This window comes from Streptosporangiales bacterium, from assembly GCA_009379825.1.
In the GTDB taxonomy this organism is placed as follows: Bacteria; Actinomycetota; Actinomycetes; order Streptosporangiales; family WHST01; genus WHST01.
This window is the reverse complement of the sequence record WHTA01000099.1, coordinates 1-16,786: the sequence shown is the minus strand read 5'-3', so window position 1 is coordinate 16,786 and position 16,786 is coordinate 1. Positions and strand designations below refer to the sequence as shown.

The window sequence follows — 16,786 nt, the reverse complement described above, 5'->3', positions numbered from 1 at the left end:
GCCGAAGGCAAACGACACCACCAAGCCCTCATCACCCTGGCCAGACGCCGCATCAACGCCCTGCTGCGCACCCGCAAGCCCTACCGAACCGGCTACCCGAGCAACACGGCCAACGCCGCTTGACAAACACATTAGGCAGCCACACCTGCGCAGGTACATCGAGCTTGGTGTGCTGCTCGGCGCGATCTACGTGGTCAACACGTTCGACACCATCTACATGATGACCCAGGGCGGGCCAGGCACGGCGAGCACGAACCTGCCCTTCTACCTGTACCAGCGGGCGTTCCTCGGTTTCGACGTCGGGCAGGCGGCCGCACTCGGCGTGGTGGTGGTGATCGGCACCATCATCGTCGCCACGTTCGCGCTACGCCTGCTGTTCAAGAGCTTCCGGGTGGAGGACTTCCGATGAGTACCGCTGTCGTGGGCCGCCGCTCGGGCAAAGCCGGTCTGCTCACCGCCGTCACGTGGATCGTCGCGCTCGGCTTCTTCTTTCCTGTGCTCTGGATGGTGCTGACCGCGTTCAAGCAGGAGAAGGACGCCTACACCGACGTGCCACGAGTGGTGTTCGCGCCGACGCTCGAGCAGTTCGCCGGGGTGTTCGAACGCGGCGTCGCGCCGTACCTGGCGAACTCCGCGTTCGCGACGCTGATGTCGACCGTGCTCGTCGTGCTGCTGGCCACGCCGGCGGCGTACGCGCTGTCGATGCGGCCGGTGAAGAAGACCCAGGACGTGTTGTTCTTCTTCATCTCCACGAAGATGCTCCCGGTCGCCGCGGTCATCGTGCCGCTGTACGTCGCGGCGCAGGCGCTGAACATGGTCGACAACGTATGGACCCTGGTAATCCTCTACACGGCGATCAACCTGCCGATCGCCGTGTGGATGATGCGGTCGTTCTTCCTCGAGGTGCCTGAAGCCATCGTGGAGGCCGCGGCGGTTGACGGTGCCGGGCAGTGGCGCACCATGTGGCAGATCGTGCTGCCGGTGATCGCGCCCGGGCTGGCCGCCACGGCGTTGATCTGCCTGATCTTCTCGTGGAACGAGTTCTTCTTCGCGGTCAACCTGACCGCGTCGAACGCGGCCACCGTGCCGGTGTTTCTTGTCGGCTTCATCACCACCAAGGGCCAGTACTTCGCGCAGCTGTCCGCCGCCGCCACGCTCGCGTCGCTGCCGGTGATCATCGCCGGCTGGATCGCACAGAAGCAGCTCGTCCGCGGCCTGTCCATGGGCGCGGTGAAGTAAGGGGCTTAGCGGGTGTTGCCGCGCGAGCCGTGCTCCGGGACGCCCGTCCTCGTGCTGGTGGCGCGTCGTGGCCCGCGGCTGCTGCACGCCGTAGCGGCGTGACTCGGCTCGCGGCAGGTCGAGGCCGTGCCGGGGACTCACCTGCCACCCGGGTGACACGGTGGCAGCTGCCGCGGCGCCATCGAGCTGGACGGTGAGTACGTCCTTGCGGGCGGAGTTCGGTGCGACAGAGACGTGTAGCTTCTCCGGGCCACCGGCGGTGAACGAGGCGAGGTAGCTGCCCGCCTCTGCGACCCTGTTGCCGTTGCCCAGTGCGCTGAGGGCGCTCCTGGCCGAGTCCATCAGGTAGAGCGACGCCGTGTGCAAGGTGCGCGACGGGGTCACGGACGCCGTTCCCCGACCACCGGGCCTGGGGTAGTACTCGATCGGTTCGCGCTCGCCGGCGAAGTGGTGCCGTTGATACGTGGTAGGCCCGTAGGTCGTGTCGATCTGGTCGATCAGCTGTCGGATCAGGTCCTGTTGTGCGGCGTTGCGTTCGTCACGGCTGGGGTGGCCGGGAGCGAACTCGTGGACGGCGACGTGGAACCCCAGCACGCCGGAGTTCTTGGCCATCTGGCGCTCCCGCAGCCGGTATCAGGTCCAGCCGCTCCGCATGCGCGTGGTCCTCCGCCAGCTCGGTGCCGAACCTGGTGACGACGGCGGACAGCCCGAGGGTCGTGCGATCGCGACCGGGTGACTCCCACTGGTAGAGGAAGGCGACGCCGCCGCGGCGTTCTGGGGTGGCGGAGGACACGTTGGCAAGTTAGCACCGCCGCCGTGGGCGTAGGTCCCGTTGTAGCGGTGGATCCGTGGTCAGCGCGTGGAAGGCGGCGGTCTCCGTCGGTGCGTTGAGTTGTGGGTCGCTCATGTCGACGTCGCGGGTCTCCGGGCCGAGCGCGCCGCCGACCAACACCAGCAGCCCGCCGACGACCACGAGCACCACACCCGTGTACTCGAACGGCATCGTGATGGCGAGCCCCGCCTGGTAGAACGCGTAGAACGACGGCAGGATGACCGCCGTGCTGTACGCGAGACCGTAGCCCGACGCGCGCACGCCGGTGCGGAACCGCTCGTTGATGTACGACGGCAGCACACCCCACGGGCCGATGACCAGGATGATGAGCGCCGCGGTGAGCGCGAACGCGGCACCGGGCCCGGTCGCCGCCAGCCGCACCAGGGCGATGTGGGCGATCGCCGCGCCGACGGTGATCGTCACACCCGCGGCGATCATGAACCTGCGCCGGCCGATCTTCTGGCTGAGCACCCCGGAGGCCACCTGGGCGGGCGCGAGCAGCAGGAACGAGCAGGCGAGCACCAGCGAGGTCTGGGTGCTCGACAGGCCACCCACGGATCCGCCGAGCAGCGCGGGCAGCGCGGCGCTCGCCGGCTGCAGCGACAGCCAGAAGCCGGACATCAGCAGGAAGACCTGGAGGAAGCTCGGCAGGTTGCCGCGGGAGAACAGCGTCTTGATGGGCGTCTTCGTCGTCTTCGCCGTACGGAAGATCTCCGACTCCGTGACCGAGTGCCGGTAGTACCAGACCAGGCCGAACGACAGCAGCGCGCCGAGCACGAACGGGATCCGCCAGCCCCACTGCACGTACGGCGAACCGACCGCGCCCGCAGGCACCACCCAGAGCAGGAACAGCGTGATCAGCGACACCGACGCGTTCGCCAGCGGGAAGCCGGAGTTGATCAGCCCGCCGTAGAGGCCGCGCTTGTGCTTCGGTGCGGACTCCATGGCCAGCGGGTTGGCCGCCGTGTACTCGCCGCCGAGGAAGATGCCGCCGACGAACCGCAACAGCACGAACATGGCCGGCGCGAGCGCACCGACCACCTGGTACCCGGGCAGGGCCGCCATCAGCAGCGTCAGCACACCGGCGCCGCCGACCGCGATCAACGTCGTCCGCCGCCGGCCCACGGTGTCGGCGAGGCGGCCGAACAGGAACGCGCCCACCGGCCGGCCGAGCAGCGTGGCGGCGAAGATCGCCCCGGTGGTGAGCGCGGTGCCGCCCTCGCTCATCGTCTCGGGCACGAAGTACGCCATCGCCGGCGCCAGCGCGACGATCGGCAGGTAGATGTCGAAGAGGTCGACGTAGAACGCCAGCCAGGCTCCGGTCATGGCGGTCCTGGCACGTCGGCGGTTGGTGTCGCGGCCGTGCTGGCCGTCGGGCGGTGCGTGGTCGGTCATGCTCGCCTCCCAAGTCGCAAGCATCTTCAGCCCGCGGACCCGATCGCGTCAAGACAGTGACATCGCTTTTTTGCAATGATGACGTCGCTTACGTCGGGAGGTGGTGGATGCGCGGTCAGTGACCGTCGGCGCAGAAGCGGTCAGTGACCGTCGGCGCAGAAGCGGTCAGTGACTGTCGGCGAAGAAGGTGCGGTACCAGGTGTCCGTCAGGGTCGCGGTGGCCGCCTGGATGTCCACCGGGTCGTGCATGGCCTCGTGGGCGAACCAGACGTACGCGGAGTGCTCGACCAGGCAGGCCATCGCCTCCGCGGCGAGCCTGGTGTCGGGGTCGGTGGCGTCGCGGTCCGGCTGTGCCTTGGCGAGCGCGTGCACGAACCGGTCGATGTGCCTGTTGCGCATCTGCCACCAGATGTCGCGGAACCGGGTCTCCACGGTGGCGGACTCGATGAACGCGCGCATCACGTCGCGGTTGTCGTAGTAGTGCTGCAGATAACCGCGGTTCGCCTCGTACAGTGCGGCGCGCGGCTCGGCGGCGAGGTCGTAGTCCGGGGCGCGGCTGGCCTGGTAGAGCTCGTCGTGGATGTCCGCGATGAGCTCGGCGAACAGGTTCTCCTTGTTGGTGAAGTAGCGGTACAGCCCGCCGAGCGACAGCTGTGCCTCCTCGGCGACGTCGCTCATCCGCGCCGCGACGAACCCGGACCTGGCGAAGACCGCCCGCGCCGCCTGCAGGATGTGCTCCCGGGTCTTCAACCCCTTCGGGGTGGTGGGGACCGCCGGCACCCGCGGCTCCTCTCCGTGCGTCGCCGCCTCGTCGCGCACATGCTATCTGGCCGCGGCGACGGTGACATCGACATTAAGAAAAAGCGATGTCACTCTCTTGACTTTGTCAGGGCCGCTCCGCGACGATGCCGAAGGCGGAAGGGAGAGTGACGTGATGACCTCGACATCGACCGCCCTTCCGTGGCGCCGGACGCCGCAACACGACCCGCAGCGGTACGTGGCGGCCGGCTGGTGGAGCGAGCGGACGGCGCTGACCAGGTACGAGACCACCGTCCGGCGGAACCCGGACGGGCTGGCCGTGCTGGATGACCGGGGCAGCCGGCGTACGCACGCACGCCTGTGGGCGGACAGCGGTGCCCTGGCCGACGAGCTCGGCAGGTACGGCGTGGCCGCCCGGTCGGTGGTGCTGATGCACCTGCCGAACGTGGTCGAGTGGCAGGTGCTGCTGCTGGCCTGCCTGCGGCTCGGCGCGGTGCCGGCGAGCCTGCCGGTCAAGACCGACCTGGACACGTTGACGTACATCGTCGGCTCGGTCGAGCCCGCCGCCGTGGTCAGCCAGAGCGGAGCGCTGGCCGAGCTGGCCAGCACGGCCGTGGCGGAGTCGGCGAGCTCGGCGGCCGTGCTGGTGGTGGACGCCGCCGGCGAGTGGCAGTGCCTGGCGCCCGGCCGGCCGGCGGGCCGCCCTGCGCCTGCGGGGGTGGACCACGTGATGTTCACGTCGAGCACGACCGGGCGGCCGAAGTGCGTCGCGCACTCGGAGCAGACGCTAGGCGCGGTGAACGCGGCGTTCGCCGAACGGTTCTCGCTGGGTGCCGAGGACGCGCTGTTCATGCCGTCGCCGCTCGGGCACAGCGTCGGCGCCTGGCACGGCGGCCGGCTGGCCCTGTGGACCGGCGCGCCACTGATCGTGCAGGACAAGTGGGACCCGCAGCTGGCCGCACGGCTGCTCGGCGAGCACCGGTGCGCGTTCACCGCCGCAGCGACACCGTTCCTCACCGACCTGGTGCACGCGGACGCGCCTGCGGGCACCCGGTTCGGCGCGCTGCGTACGTTCCTGTGCGGCGGCGCGCCGGTGCCGCCGACCCTGGTGACGGCAGCGGAGGCGGAGTCGCCCGGCACGCTGTTCTCCGTGCTGTGGGGCATGACCGAAGGCGGTGTCACCACCTGCCGGCCGGACAGCCCGGCGGAGCTGCGTACGAGCACTGCGGGCCTGCCGCTGCCCGGGCTGGAGTTGCGGATAGTCACCGCGTCCGGCCGTACCGCGCAGCCCGGCGAGGAGGGCGAGCTGGCGATGCGTGGCCCCGGCGTCTGCCTCGGCTACGTCGGCCAGGACGACCTCTTCGACGACCTGCTCACCGACGATGGCTACTTCCGCACCGGCGACCTCGCCACCGTCGGCGAGGACGGCTACCTGCGGGTCACCGGTCGGCTGAAGGACCTGATCATCCGCGGCGGGGTGAACATCTCGCCACTGCCGATCGAGGACGCGCTGGCCGCCCACCCGCACGTGCGCAGCGTCGCGGTGATCGGCGTGCCGGACGACCGGCTCGGCGAGCGGCTCGGCGCGGTGGTGAGCACCGACGGTGCGACGCTGAGCCTGGACGACGTCTGTCGCTGGGTGGACGAGTACGGGTTGTCGCGTCGACAGTGGCCGGAGCAGTTGTTCACGGTCGACGAGATGCCGCGTACGGCGGCGGGCAAGATCAAGAAGCTGGACCTGAAGAAGACGCTGACCGGAGGCGCTGCGTGACCGGAGAAACTGAATGACCGACGGCAAGCAGCCAGTTGGCGATATCACCGTCGCGTACACCGAGCAGGGTGCGGGCCCGCCGGTGGTGTTCGTGCACGGGCTGGCCGAGGACCGGGCCAGCTGGGCGGTGCAGCAACGCGAGCTCACCGGTTTCCGCACGGTGAGCGTCGACCTGCGGGGGCACGGCGAGACCACGGTCGGCGCCGCCGGCGGCACGCTCGCCCAGCTCGGCGGTGACCTGGTCGGCGTGCTGGACGCGTTGACCGGGCCAGCGGTGTGCGTGGGCTTCTCGCTCGGCGGCACGGTCGTGCTGCGCGCGGCGCTCGACCGGCCGGACCTGGTGCGGTCGGCGATCGTGCTCGGCACGTCGCCGATCGTCGGGCGGGCGGCCGTGGAGTTCTACGGCGAGCGGATCGCGTTGGTCGAACGCGGCGACGCCGCGGAGATCCGCGACGCGACGACGTCCGACACCGCCGCCGCGCTCGTCACCGACGTCGATGTGGACGCGCTGGTGTCGGCCAGGGTCGCGGCGATCGGGTCGGGCGCGGGGTACGTCAACGCGGCCAGGGCGATGGCCGGCCTGCGTGCGCAGCCGCTCACCGAGGAACTGGCGAACGTGCAGAGCCCGGTGGCGGTGGTCGGCGCCGACGCGGACTCGTTCTGCCCACGCAAAGCGGCGGACATCCTGCTCGACGCGCTACCCGCGGCGACGTACCACGAGGTCCCCGGCGCGGGGCACCTGATGAACGTCGACCAACCCGCGTTGGTCACCGACCTGCTACGTGAGCTGTTGGCGGAAGGAGCCGGTACGTGACGCACCGATGGGGACTGTCCATGGGGGTCAGCCCACGCGAACCCCTGCACAACGTCTCGGCGCTGGCCGCCGAAGCGGAGCGGCACGCGTTCGACGCCCTGTGGTACATCGACTTCCAGCTCGGCATGAAGGACGTCTACACGGCGATGACGCTCGCCGCGACCGCGACGTCGTCCATGCACATCGGGCCGGCGGTCACGAACCTGGGCACCAGGCATCCCACCGTCACGGCGAACGCGATGACCGCCATCGACGAGCTCACCGACGGCAAGGCCATGCTTGGCATCGGCGCGGGCTGGTCGGCGACGCACGGTGCGGGCATGCCGCCGTCGAAGCTGGGCGACCTGCGCCGTGGCATCGACGAGCTGCGTACGCTGATGACCGGCGAGGAGGTCGACCTGTACGGCACCAGCGTGCAGCTGGCGACCGCGCGCCGGCAGCTGCCGATCTACATCGCCGTGTCGCAGCCCGGCATGCTGCGGCTGGCCGGCGAGAAGGCCGACGGTGCGGTGCTGATGGGCGTCGCAGACCCGGAGGTCTGCGCCTGGCAGCTGCAGTACCTCGAGGAGGGGCTGGCGCGGGCCGGGCGTGACCGCAGCGAGCTCACCGTCGACCTGTTCGTCACCATGAGCGTCGACGACGAGCAGCAGGCGCTCGGTGACGTACGCGCCTGGGCGACCAGCCAGGCCGCCACCATGCACGTGTGGAAGCACCTGCCGCCGTCGTGGGAGCGGTTCCGGCCGCAGTTCGCCGACGCCGCGGCCGGCTACCACCTGGTGGACCACCTCTCGCGGCACGCCGACCACAAGGCCGTCGTCACCGACGAGTTCGTCAAGACCGTCGCCATCGCGGGCGACGTGCCGACGTGTGCGGCGCGGCTGCGCGAGCTGCTCGCGCTCGACGTGGACAGGATCACGTTCGCCCTGCTGTCCGGTGGCAGGAAGCGGCGGATGGCGGAGATCGCGGAACGGGTGATCCCGGCCGCAACGGTTGGAGGAGTCCGTGGCTGAAACTCCGGTAGCGCTGGTGACGGCGGCGGCCGGCGCGGGCATCGGCGCGGCCGTGGCCCGCCGGCTGGCACGCGACGGCATGCAGGTCGTCGTCACCGACGCACACGAACGGCGCTGCGGCGAGTTCGCCGTACGGCTGAGCGAGGAGTTCGGCCGGCCGGTCCCCGCGTACCCGCTCGACGTCACGGACGTCGCGCGGGTCGAGCAAGTCGTCGCGGACGTCGTCGGCGTGTGCGGGCGGATCGACGTGCTGGTGAACAACGCCGGCTGGAGCAAGATCGAGCCGGTGGCGGAGATGTCCGCGGAGACCTGGCAGCGCTGCCTCGACGTCGACCTCAGCGGTACGTTCCACTGCATGCGCCAGGTGCTGCCGCACATGATCGAGCGCGGCTCAGGCTCGATCGTGAACATCTCGTCGATCGCGGCCTGGGAGACCTCGGAGGAGCACGGCGCCGCGTACTCCGCGGCGAAGGCGGGCGTGCTCGCGCTCACCCGCGTGGCCGCTGCGGAGAACGGCCGGCACGGCGTACGGGTGAACGCCGTCGCGCCCGGCCTGATCTACAACGAGTTCCTGCGCAAGATCTACCCGGACAGCTTCTTCACGGGGTACGCCGAGAACCGGTCGCGGGTGGGTCGTGTGGGCACCCCGGACGACGTCGCGGCGCTCGTGTCGTTCCTCGCCGGCCAGGACTCGGGCTACGTCACCGGTGAGGTCTACGGCGTCAGTGGCGGCGTGGCGCCGCATGTCTGAGTCGCCGCTGTTCTGGTCGGTCACCGAGCTGCTCGCGGCGTACCGCGCCGGGGAGCTCGGTCCGGTCGAGGTGGCCAAGGACACGCTGCACCGGATCGGGCGCTACGACGGTACGCTGCACGCGTACCTCGCGGTGCTCGAAGGTGAGCTGCTCGCCCAGGCCGAGACCGCGGCGGCGGAGTACGCGAGGGGCGGCAGCGGCCCGCTGCTCGGCGTGCCGCTGGCCATCAAGGACGCGTTCCACGTCGCGGGCGCCGTCACCACGTGCGGGTCCACGTTCTTCGCCGGGCAGGTGGCCAAGCACGACTCCGGTGCGCCGCGCCGGCTGCGGGCGGCTGGCGCACTGTTCGTCGGTAAGACGAACACGCCTGAGTTCTGCCAGTCCGCGACCACCGACAACCTGCTCGGGCCGGACACCGCGAACCCGTGGGACCCGGCGCGTACGTCCGGCGGGTCGAGCGGCGGCTCGGCGGCGGCGGTGGGAGCCGGCATGGCCAACGCCGCGTTGGGCTCCGACGGCGGCGGCTCGATCAGGGTTCCCGCCGCGTTCACCGGGCTGGTCGGGGTGAAGCCCACGCCGGGTCTCTGTCCGGACGAACGCGGCTTCGCGACGATGAGCGACTTCGCCAGCGCCGGCCCGCTGGCACGTACGGTCGCCGACGCCAGGCTGCTCCTCGAGGTGCTCGCGGACCGTACGTACGACGTCCAGCGCGGTCGCACCGGGCTGCGCGTCGGCTGGTGCCCTCGCCCGGACGACGCACCGGTCGAACCCGCGGTGCTTGCCGAGGTGACCCGCGCGGCGCAGCTGCTCGGCGACGTCGGGCACCGGGTCGGTGAGGTCGACGTGCCGCTGGCCGGCTGGGAGTCGATCTTCTCGCCGCTCGTGCTCGCCGAGGAACACCGCGAACGCGGGCACCTGCTCGACATCGACCCGCAGCGGCTGACCGAGTACGCCCGCCGGTCGCTGCAGGCGGGTCGGAGCCTGACCCCGGCCGCGGTCGAGACGGCGATCGCCGAGCTCCCGTTGTTCCGCGCGCGGGTGCGGGAGTTCTTCGACACCGTGGACGTCGTGGTGTGCCCCACGGTCGCGATGCCGGCGTTCCCGCTCGGCGAGCGCCCCGGCACCGTGGACGGGCAGCGGGTGCGGCGGTTGTGGGGTGCGTTCCCTTACACCTCGCCGTTCAACGTGGCCGGCACGTCGGCCGTGACGCTGCCCTGTGGTCTCGTCGACGGCCTGCCGGTCGGCGTGCAGCTCGTCGCCGCACCCGGCGGCGAGGCACTGCTGCTCGACGTCGCCGAGGACCTGGAGGAGGCGCTGGCCTTCGACGCCACCGCGCTGTCCGCACACTGGCCCGGTTCCCTGCTCGCGGAGCCGGCATGAGCGCAGGCGTACGAGTCGAGGTCGCCGACGGGTACGTGCACCTGGTGCTGGACGAGCCGGCGCGCCGCAACCCGTTGTCGCGTGCGCGGCTGGCCGAGTTGCGCGATGCGTTGCGTACCAAGGCGGACGGGGTCAACGCGGTGGTGCTCAGCGGTGCGGGCACGGCGTTCAGCGCCGGCGCGGACCTGACCGAGCTGACCGGCACCGCTGCGGACGAGGCGGTCGACGACGCGATCGCGGAAGCGGTGCACGAGCTCACGCACGCACGTGCGCTCACCGTCGCGGCGGTCGAGGGCCCCTGCCGGGGAGCGGCCGTCGACGTCGTGCTCGGCTGCGACGTGGTGCTCGCCGGTGCGTCCGCGACGTTCGAGGTGCCGGCCGTCCGGCTGGGCATCATGTACAACCCGGACGCCGTCCGGCGCTGGGCCGCCAGGTTGCCGCGCGCGACGCTCGTGCGGCTGCTGCTCGGCGAGCAGCTCGACGCGAGCCAGGCGCGCGCCGGCGGACTGGTCGCCGAGGTGGTGCCGACGGGTTCCGCGGTGTCCGCCGCGACCGAGCTCGCGCAGCGGATGGCGCAGCTGCCGCCGACCGTGGTCGCCGCAGTGAAGGAGCTGCTCGTCGACCTGGACGACGGCGCCGACCTGACGGAGGCACACCTGGCACGCCGTGATCTGTTGGCGTCGCCGGACCGACTGGATGCACTGCGGACGATTCGGGAAGGCAGGAACGGATGAAGGTCGCTGAACTCGCCGGTACTTCGCTGGGTACTCGCACCGTCTCGTACGACGAGCGCGACGCGCTGCTCTACGCGGTCGCGACAGGTGCGCCGGCCGACCAGCTCGATCTGGTCTACGAACGCGACCTGCGGGTGCTGCCGACGTTCGGGCTCACCCTCGGGCTGTGGGCCGTCGAAGCCGCCGGCGACCTCGGCGCGTATGACCGGATGACGTCGCTGCACGCCGCGCAGCGGACGGTGCTGCACCGGCCGCTGCCGAAGCAGGCGAAGGTGGAGATGTCCGCGACCGTGGATGCGGTGTGGGACAAGGGCAAGGCCGCGCTCGTCGACATCCGGGTGGACAGCGAGTGGTTCACCAGTACGTACGCCATCTTCCTGCCCGGCCTCGGCGGCTGGGGCGGTGAGCGCGGCGCATCGGGGAGCCCGCCGGAGCCGACCGGACCGGCCACCGCGACCCGCTTCGCCACCAGCCCCGAGCAGGCGGTGCTCTACCGACTGACGGGTGACGACCACCCGGTGCACGTCGACCCTGAGGTGGCGCACGGCTACGGCTTCGGCCGGCCGATCCTGCACGGCCTGTGCACGCTGGCCGTCGCCACCCGGCTGGCCGCAGGCGCGGTCGGCGCACACCCCGCCGACGTACGTGCCGTCGACGCGCGGCTCGCCGCCCCGGTGCTACCGGGCGACGAGCTCACCGTCTCGTCGGCGCCGGCAGGCAACGGCACGGTGGTGTTCGACGCCGCCGTCGCCGACACGAGCGTGCTCAAGAACGGCTACGCGAGCTTCGGCTGACGCGGGTCAGCCGCCCGGCCCCCTCGGGTCGGCTGCACGTCCCTGTCGGTGCTCTCTGGCGGTCGGGTCGGTGCGGGACCGGTTCCTCCTGGCCTCGGTGCGCTCCCGCTGTTGCCGTGCGTCGCGGTTGGCGTACACGTGTGCGGTCGGCACCGGGGAGTCCTTCACCGCCTTGTAGACGTCGCCGGCGCGCGCGACGACGCCGTTGAGCTGTTGCTGTAGCGCATCCCTGTTCGGCGTGCCCTCGACGACCTCGATGCGGAACTTGTCCTGGCCGCCGGCCAGGTGGGCCGCAAGCGGCCCGGCGGCTTGTCGCTGACCGTCTTCGAGGTTGTCCAGACTCGACTCGATGCCTTGCACAATCCCGATGGTCTCGGTGGTATCCGGAGTCCCGTACGCGACCAGGATCGACCCGGGTTTCGCGCCACCGCTCGGGTGTCGCTCGTTCGGTCGGTTGCCGCCCGACTCGACGAGCGCGTAGTTGACGCCGTACCGCTCGCTGAGCTGGTGGGTGAAGCGTTCCATCAGCTCTTGGTTGCGCAGTGGGTCGGCCAGCGGCTCATCTGTGCTCTGGATGGCGGTGTGGATGCCACGTACGTCAGGTCGTTGTGCGAACGCGGCCTCCCGCCGCCAGTCACCGTCCGGGTCGGAGATCCGGGCATGGAACTGTTCCACCCGCGGCGTGTCGCGGTGTAACGTGACCAACGCCGTCAGCCCCTGCACGTCGGCGAGTGGGCCGCCTGGCTCCAGCCGGACGGAGCGCACCCAGGGGCGGACGAACGCGTAGAACCCGTAAGGCTCACGCGATGCGGACGTCATCGCGTCACGGTAACAGCGGCCGGTGCCGCATGGGGCCGATCAGGTCTGCGGCTTGAGCACGTCACGGTTGCCGAGGTACGGGCGCAGTGCCTGCGGCACGTACACCGAGCCGTCCTCGCGCTGGTGGTTCTCCAGGATCGCGACGAGCCAGCGGGTGGTGGCGAGCGTGCCGTTCAGCGTGGCCAGGTACGCCGGCTTGCCGTCCTCGCCGCGGTAGCGCTCGTTCAGCCGCCGCGACTGGAACTGCGTGCAGTTCGACGTGGACGTCACCTCGCGGTACCTGCCCTGCGTCGGCACCCACGCCTCGCAGTCGTACTTGCGTGCCGCGGACGCCCCGAGGTCGCCGGCGGCGACGTCGATCACCCGGTACGGCAGCTCGACATTCGCCAGCATCTGCTTCTCGAAACCGAGCAGCCGCTTGTGCTCTTCGTGCGCGTCGTCGGGACGGCAGTACGAGAACATCTCCAGCTTGTCGAACTGGTGCACACGGATGATGCCGCGGGTGTCCTTGCCGTACGAGCCGGCCTCCCTGCGGAAGCAGCTCGACCAGCCGGCGTAGCGCATCGGCAGCGGGCCGCAGTCGAGGATCTCGTCCATGTGGTACCCGGCGAGCGGCACCTCGGAGGTGCCGACGAGGTAGAGGTCCTCGGTCTCCAGGTGGTAGACCTCGGCGGAGTGCTCGCCGAGGAATCCGGTGCCCTCCATCACCTCTGGCTTGACGAGCACCGGCGGGATCATCGGCGTGAAGCCGTTCTCCACGGCCGTACGAAGTGCGAGGAACAGCAGTGCCTGCTGGAGTTCCGCGCCGACGCCCTTGAGGTAGTAGAACCGGGCGCCAGACACCTTCGCGCCGCGCTCGGTGTCGATCGCGCCGAGCAGCTCGCCGAGCTCCAGATGGTCGCGCGGCTCGAAGTCGAACTCGGTGCGGTCACCGATTTCCTCGATCACGACGTAGTCGTCCTCGCCGCCGACGGGTGCGCCGTCCTCGATCACGTTGGACAGCTTGCGCATGAGCGCGGCCGCTTCCGCCTCGGCGGCGTTCTGGTCCGCCTCCGCCTGCTTCACCTGTGCGGCGAGGTCCTTGGCCTTCGCGAGCAACGCGTCGCGCTCGTCCCCGGACGCCTTCGAGACCGCCTTGCCGGACGACTTCTGCTCTGCGCGCAGCGACTCGAAGCGCGCGATGGAGGCGCGGCGGCGTTCGTCGGCGGCCAGGTACGAGTCGACGAGCGTCTCGTCCTCGCCGCGGGCGCGCTGCGAGGCGCGCACGAGGTCGGGTTCTTCGCGTAGCAGTCTCGGGTCGATCACGGATCGAGCGTACTCGCGCCCGGCGATGATCACCGCACCGGTTTACCCGTCGCCGCGGTCAGAGCCTGCCGGTGCGGATCTGGGTCAGCCAGGCGGCGGCGTCGCGGTAGTCCGCGTCCGTGGTGCCGCCGCGGACGGTCGGCGGCGTGTTGTCGGCGCGCGGGTAGCTGCCCAGGTAGCGCACGTCCGCGCAGATCCGGCGCAGCGCAGAAAGTGCCTCGCCCACCCGGTGGTCGAGCACGTGGCCCTCGCAGTCGATGGAGAAGCAGTACCTGCCGTGCCCGTTGCCGGTCGGCCGCGAGTCGATGCGGGTGAGGTTCACCCCGCGCACGGAGAACTCGGTGAGGATCTCGAGCAGCGCACCGGGGTGGTCGTCCCTGATGAACGCGGCGAGCGACGTACGGTCGGCGCCGGTGGCCGTGAGGGCGGCGGCGGACGGCCGGCTGACCAACACGAACCTGGTGACCGCGTCCGTACGGTCGCCGATGTTGTCGGCGAGCACGTCCAGCCCGTAGTGCTCGACGGCAAGCGGTGAGGCCACCGCGGCGTCGTAGCCCTCGCCGCCGGCCACGTCGGCCGCCGCGGCGGCGGTCGACGACGAGGGGATCACCTGGACGTCCGGCAGGTGCTCGGCGAGCCAGCCGCGGCACTGGGCGGCGGCGTGCGGGTGCGTCGCGAGCACGCCGACCTTGTCCAGCGACGTGTCGTGGCGGGCGGCGAGCACGAACCTGATCGGCAGCAGCACCTCGCGGGTGATGACCAACGGCTCGCCGGTGGCCAGCTCGTCCAGGGTCGCGGACACCGCGCCCTCGACGGAGTTCTCGATCGGCACCACGGCGGCGGTCGCGTCGCCGCGGCGTACGGCGTCGAGCGCGGCCGGCACCGTGGTGCACGGCTCGAGCTCGGGCGTGCTGCCGGACGCCGCGGGTACGTGCCGCAGCGCCTCTTCGGTGAATGTTCCTGCTGGCCCGAGGTACGCGTACCGGGCAGGTGGGACTCCAGGCATGACACTGGCAGCCTAGCGCCCCCGCCAGCCGGCACACCGGTTGGCATAGATTGCTCAGCGTGGACCGAGACGAGGTGCGGGCACTGCTCGCGGCGGTTGCCGCGGGCGAGGTGCCGGTCGACGAGGGCGTGGCGCGGCTGGCCGACGGGCCGCTGGCGCATGGCGACGGCTTCACCGACCTCGGCTACGCGCGGCTGGACACCCACCGCGCGCTGCGTACCGGGGATCCCGAGGTGGTGTACGGCGCGGGCAAGACGCCGGAGCAGATCGTCGGCCTGCTGCGGGCGCTCGCGTCGCAGCCTGGTGACCGGCCTGCGGTCGTCACCAGGCTGACCGGCGAAGGCGCGGCCGCGGTGCGGGCCGCCTTCCCGGCTGCCGAGGTGGACGACGTCGGCCGTTGCGCGCGGATCGGCACGCCGCCGGAGCCGCGCGGGCACACCGCGGTGGTCTGCGCGGGTACGAGCGACCTGCCGGTGGCGCGCGAGGCGGCGTTCGTCGCGGGCGCCTTCGGCACGTCCGTCGACCGGATCGACGACGTAGGCGTCGCGGGTATCCACCGGCTGCTCGCGGAGCGGCACCGGCTGGACCGGGCCGACTGCCTGATCGTGGTGGCGGGCATGGAGGGCGCGCTGCCGAGCGTGGTCGGCGGGTTGGTCGGCGTGCCGCTGGTGGCCGTCCCCACCTCGGTGGGTTACGGGGCGTCGTTCGGCGGCCTGGCGGCGCTGCTCGCCATGCTCAACTCGTGCGCGCCCGGCGTAGTGGTGTGCAACATCGACAACGGCTTCGGCGCCGGCGTGTTCGCCTCCCGGGTGGCCCGTCGCGCCGGGTCGTGACCGGAGGGGTGGCGCGTTGATCGGTTGGTTCGACTGCGTGGGCGGTGCCAGCGGCGACATGATGCTCGGCGCGCTCGTCGACGCCGGGGTGCCGCTCGACGCCGTGCAGGAGGCCGTGGACGCGATCGGCGTCGAACCCGTCACCCTCACTAGCGAGCAGGTGCACAGGCACGGCCTCACCGCCACCAAGGTGCACGTCGGCGTCAGCGAGTCGCATGTCACCCGCACGTGGGCGGACGTCCGCGCGCTGCTCGAGACGGCCGTACTTGCGCCGCCCGTACGGGACCGGGCGCTGGACGCGTTCGCCCGGCTCGCCCGCGCGGAGGCGGCGGCGCACGGCATCCCCGTCGACGAGGTGCACTTCCACGAGGTCGGCGCGCTCGACTCGATCGCCGATGTGGTCGGTGCCAGCGCCGGGCTGCACGCGCTCGGCCTCGACCAGGTGTGGGTGTCGGCGGTGCCGCTGGGGTCCGGCACCACGAAGGGCAGCCACGGCGGCATCCCGCTGCCCGCGCCGGCCGCGCTCGCCGTGCTGGGCGAGGCGCAGGCACCGGTGTACGGAGGTGCGGTGGCCGCCGAACGCACCACGCCCACCGGCGCGGCGCTGCTGGCCGCGGCGGCGACGAGCTGGGGGCCGTTGCCGACCATGCGGGTGCGCCGGGTCGGCCTCGGCGCCGGCGGCCGCGACCTCGCCGAGGTGCCCAACGTGCTGCGCCTCGTGCTCGGTGAGCCGGCCGCGCACGGCGACGGCGCGGCGTCCACCGACCTGCTGCTCGCCGCGAACGTCGACGACCTCGACCCCCGGCTGTGGCCGGACGTGCTCGCCCGGCTGCTGCAGGCGGGCGCGTCCGACGCCTGGCTGACGCCGATCGTGATGAAGAAGGGCCGGCCTGCGCACACCCTGTCGGTGCTGGTGGCCGCCGCCGACGCGGCGGCTGTGCGCGCCGCGATGTACGCGGAGACGTCCACCATCGGCATCCGCGAGACCGTCGTCGGCAAGCAGGCGCTCGACCGGGAGGTGCGTACGGTCGACGTGCAGGGCGAGCCGGTACGGGTAAAGGTCGCGACGGTCGACGGCGCGGTGGTCAACGTCCAGCCGGAGTACGACGACGTCGTCGCCGCCGCCGGCCACCTGCGCCGGCCGGTGAAGGCCGTGCTCGCCGCGGCAACGGCCGCCGCGCAGGCGCTGCTGCCGTAGCGGCGGTCGGTCCTCGGCCGGTGGCAGGGGGCCGGGGTTGAGGGTGCTTGCTGGTGAGGGCTGTGCTGGCTGCGGTGCGGGTGGTGTTGTTGTGGTGGTGGTCGGTCCTCGGCCGGTGGCAGGGGGCCGGGGTTGAGGGTGCTTG

The 16,786-nt window shown here is 71.5% G+C and carries 15 protein-coding genes and 1 pseudogene; 11 read left to right on the top strand and 5 right to left on the bottom strand.

Annotation, left to right across the window (positions count from 1 at the left end):
- Positions 1 to 139 precede the first annotated feature (139 nt).
- Together GEV07_27915 and GEV07_27910 are read left to right on the top strand one after the other, a co-directional pair.
- Positions 140 to 409: pseudogene (locus GEV07_27915) on the top strand (sugar ABC transporter permease).
- Positions 406 to 1,239 carry an ABC transporter permease subunit gene (locus GEV07_27910; GenBank protein ID MQA06383.1) on the top strand — a complete coding sequence of 278 codons (834 nt, stop codon included), beginning with the start codon at positions 406 to 408 and terminating at the stop codon, positions 1,237 to 1,239. Before GEV07_27915 ends, GEV07_27910 begins: the two are co-directional and overlap by 4 nt.
- Before the next feature lie 802 nt (positions 1,240 to 2,041).
- On the opposite strand, the gene GEV07_27905 is transcribed toward GEV07_27910, so the two are convergent.
- Together GEV07_27905 and GEV07_27900 are read right to left on the bottom strand one after the other, a co-directional pair.
- Complete coding sequence (locus GEV07_27905; GenBank protein ID MQA06382.1) at positions 2,042 to 3,466, bottom strand: MFS transporter; 1,425 nt, start codon at positions 3,464 to 3,466, stop codon at positions 2,042 to 2,044.
- Between the two features lie 165 nt (positions 3,467 to 3,631).
- Positions 3,632 to 4,246 (bottom strand): TetR family transcriptional regulator, encoded by a 615-nt coding sequence (locus tag GEV07_27900; GenBank protein ID MQA06381.1) that lies wholly within the window; start codon positions 4,244 to 4,246, stop codon positions 3,632 to 3,634.
- On the opposite strand from GEV07_27900, the gene GEV07_27895 reads away from it, so the two are divergent.
- The 7 genes from GEV07_27895 to GEV07_27865 are packed head-to-tail and all read left to right on the top strand — an operon-like array spanning position 4,197 to position 11,480.
- The gene (locus tag GEV07_27895; GenBank protein MQA06380.1) at positions 4,197 to 5,996 is read left to right on the top strand and encodes an AMP-binding protein; all 1,800 of its coding nucleotides are present in this window, start codon (positions 4,197 to 4,199) and stop codon (positions 5,994 to 5,996) included. The genes GEV07_27900 and GEV07_27895 overlap by 50 nt on opposite strands.
- Positions 5,997 to 6,009: 13 nt before the next feature.
- Entirely contained in the window at positions 6,010 to 6,810 is an 801-nt protein-coding gene (locus tag GEV07_27890; protein MQA06379.1) for an alpha/beta fold hydrolase, read from the top strand.
- Positions 6,807 to 7,820 carry an LLM class flavin-dependent oxidoreductase gene (locus GEV07_27885; protein ID MQA06378.1) on the top strand — a complete coding sequence of 338 codons (1,014 nt, stop codon included), beginning with the start codon at positions 6,807 to 6,809 and terminating at the stop codon, positions 7,818 to 7,820. The genes GEV07_27890 and GEV07_27885 overlap by 4 nt, the downstream gene beginning before the upstream one ends.
- Positions 7,801 to 8,571, top strand: coding sequence for an SDR family oxidoreductase (locus GEV07_27880; protein MQA06377.1), 771 nt, complete (start codon positions 7,801 to 7,803; stop codon positions 8,569 to 8,571). The genes GEV07_27885 and GEV07_27880 overlap by 20 nt, the downstream gene beginning before the upstream one ends.
- Entirely contained in the window at positions 8,564 to 9,952 is a 1,389-nt protein-coding gene (locus tag GEV07_27875; protein ID MQA06376.1) for an amidase, read from the top strand. Before GEV07_27880 ends, GEV07_27875 begins: the two co-directional genes overlap by 8 nt.
- Entirely contained in the window at positions 9,949 to 10,686 is a 738-nt protein-coding gene (locus tag GEV07_27870) for a hypothetical protein (protein MQA06375.1), read from the top strand. Before GEV07_27875 ends, GEV07_27870 begins: the two co-directional genes overlap by 4 nt.
- Entirely contained in the window at positions 10,683 to 11,480 is a 798-nt protein-coding gene (locus GEV07_27865; GenBank protein ID MQA06374.1) for an enoyl-CoA hydratase, read from the top strand. Before GEV07_27870 ends, GEV07_27865 begins: the two co-directional genes overlap by 4 nt.
- Positions 11,481 to 11,486: 6 nt before the next feature.
- Here the strand turns inward: GEV07_27865 and GEV07_27860 are convergent, their stop codons facing one another.
- From GEV07_27860 to pheA, 3 genes are read right to left on the bottom strand one after another with little or no spacing between them, the layout of a single operon-like run.
- Positions 11,487 to 12,299: a hypothetical protein gene (locus GEV07_27860; GenBank protein ID MQA06373.1), complete on the bottom strand. Its 813-nt coding sequence runs from the start codon at positions 12,297 to 12,299 to the stop codon at positions 11,487 to 11,489.
- Between the two features lie 39 nt (positions 12,300 to 12,338).
- Entirely contained in the window at positions 12,339 to 13,604 is a 1,266-nt protein-coding gene (serS, locus tag GEV07_27855) for a serine--tRNA ligase (protein MQA06372.1), read from the bottom strand.
- Positions 13,605 to 13,662: 58 nt separating this feature from the next.
- Complete coding sequence (pheA, locus tag GEV07_27850) at positions 13,663 to 14,610, bottom strand: prephenate dehydratase (GenBank protein ID MQA06371.1); 948 nt, start codon at positions 14,608 to 14,610, stop codon at positions 13,663 to 13,665.
- A gap of 59 nt (positions 14,611 to 14,669) precedes the next feature.
- Between pheA and larB the strand changes: the two genes are divergently transcribed.
- Both larB and larC read left to right on the top strand, forming a co-directional pair.
- Positions 14,670 to 15,443: a nickel pincer cofactor biosynthesis protein LarB gene (gene larB, locus GEV07_27845; protein ID MQA06370.1), complete on the top strand. Its 774-nt coding sequence runs from the start codon at positions 14,670 to 14,672 to the stop codon at positions 15,441 to 15,443.
- Positions 15,444 to 15,501: 58 nt separating this feature from the next.
- Positions 15,502 to 16,641 carry a nickel pincer cofactor biosynthesis protein LarC gene (gene larC, locus GEV07_27840; GenBank protein MQA06369.1) on the top strand — a complete coding sequence of 380 codons (1,140 nt, stop codon included), beginning with the start codon at positions 15,502 to 15,504 and terminating at the stop codon, positions 16,639 to 16,641.
- The last annotated feature ends 145 nt before the right edge of the window (positions 16,642 to 16,786 follow it).

Coding starts and splice junctions, on each gene's coding strand:
- GEV07_27910 (MQA06383.1), top strand. CDS start 406: ATGAGTACCGCTGTCGTGGGCCGCCGCTCGGGCAAAGCCGGTCTGCTC.
- GEV07_27905 (MQA06382.1), bottom strand. CDS start 3,466: ATGACCGACCACGCACCGCCCGACGGCCAGCACGGCCGCGACACCAAC.
- GEV07_27895 (MQA06380.1), top strand. CDS start 4,197: ATGTGCTCCCGGGTCTTCAACCCCTTCGGGGTGGTGGGGACCGCCGGC.
- GEV07_27890 (MQA06379.1), top strand. CDS start 6,010: ATGACCGACGGCAAGCAGCCAGTTGGCGATATCACCGTCGCGTACACC.
- GEV07_27875 (MQA06376.1), top strand. CDS start 8,564: ATGTCTGAGTCGCCGCTGTTCTGGTCGGTCACCGAGCTGCTCGCGGCG.
- GEV07_27870 (MQA06375.1), top strand. CDS start 9,949: ATGAGCGCAGGCGTACGAGTCGAGGTCGCCGACGGGTACGTGCACCTG.
- GEV07_27865 (MQA06374.1), top strand. CDS start 10,683: ATGAAGGTCGCTGAACTCGCCGGTACTTCGCTGGGTACTCGCACCGTC.
- GEV07_27860 (MQA06373.1), bottom strand. CDS start 12,299: ATGACGTCCGCATCGCGTGAGCCTTACGGGTTCTACGCGTTCGTCCGC.
- pheA (MQA06371.1), bottom strand. CDS start 14,610: ATGCCTGGAGTCCCACCTGCCCGGTACGCGTACCTCGGGCCAGCAGGA.
- larC (MQA06369.1), top strand. CDS start 15,502: ATGATGCTCGGCGCGCTCGTCGACGCCGGGGTGCCGCTCGACGCCGTG.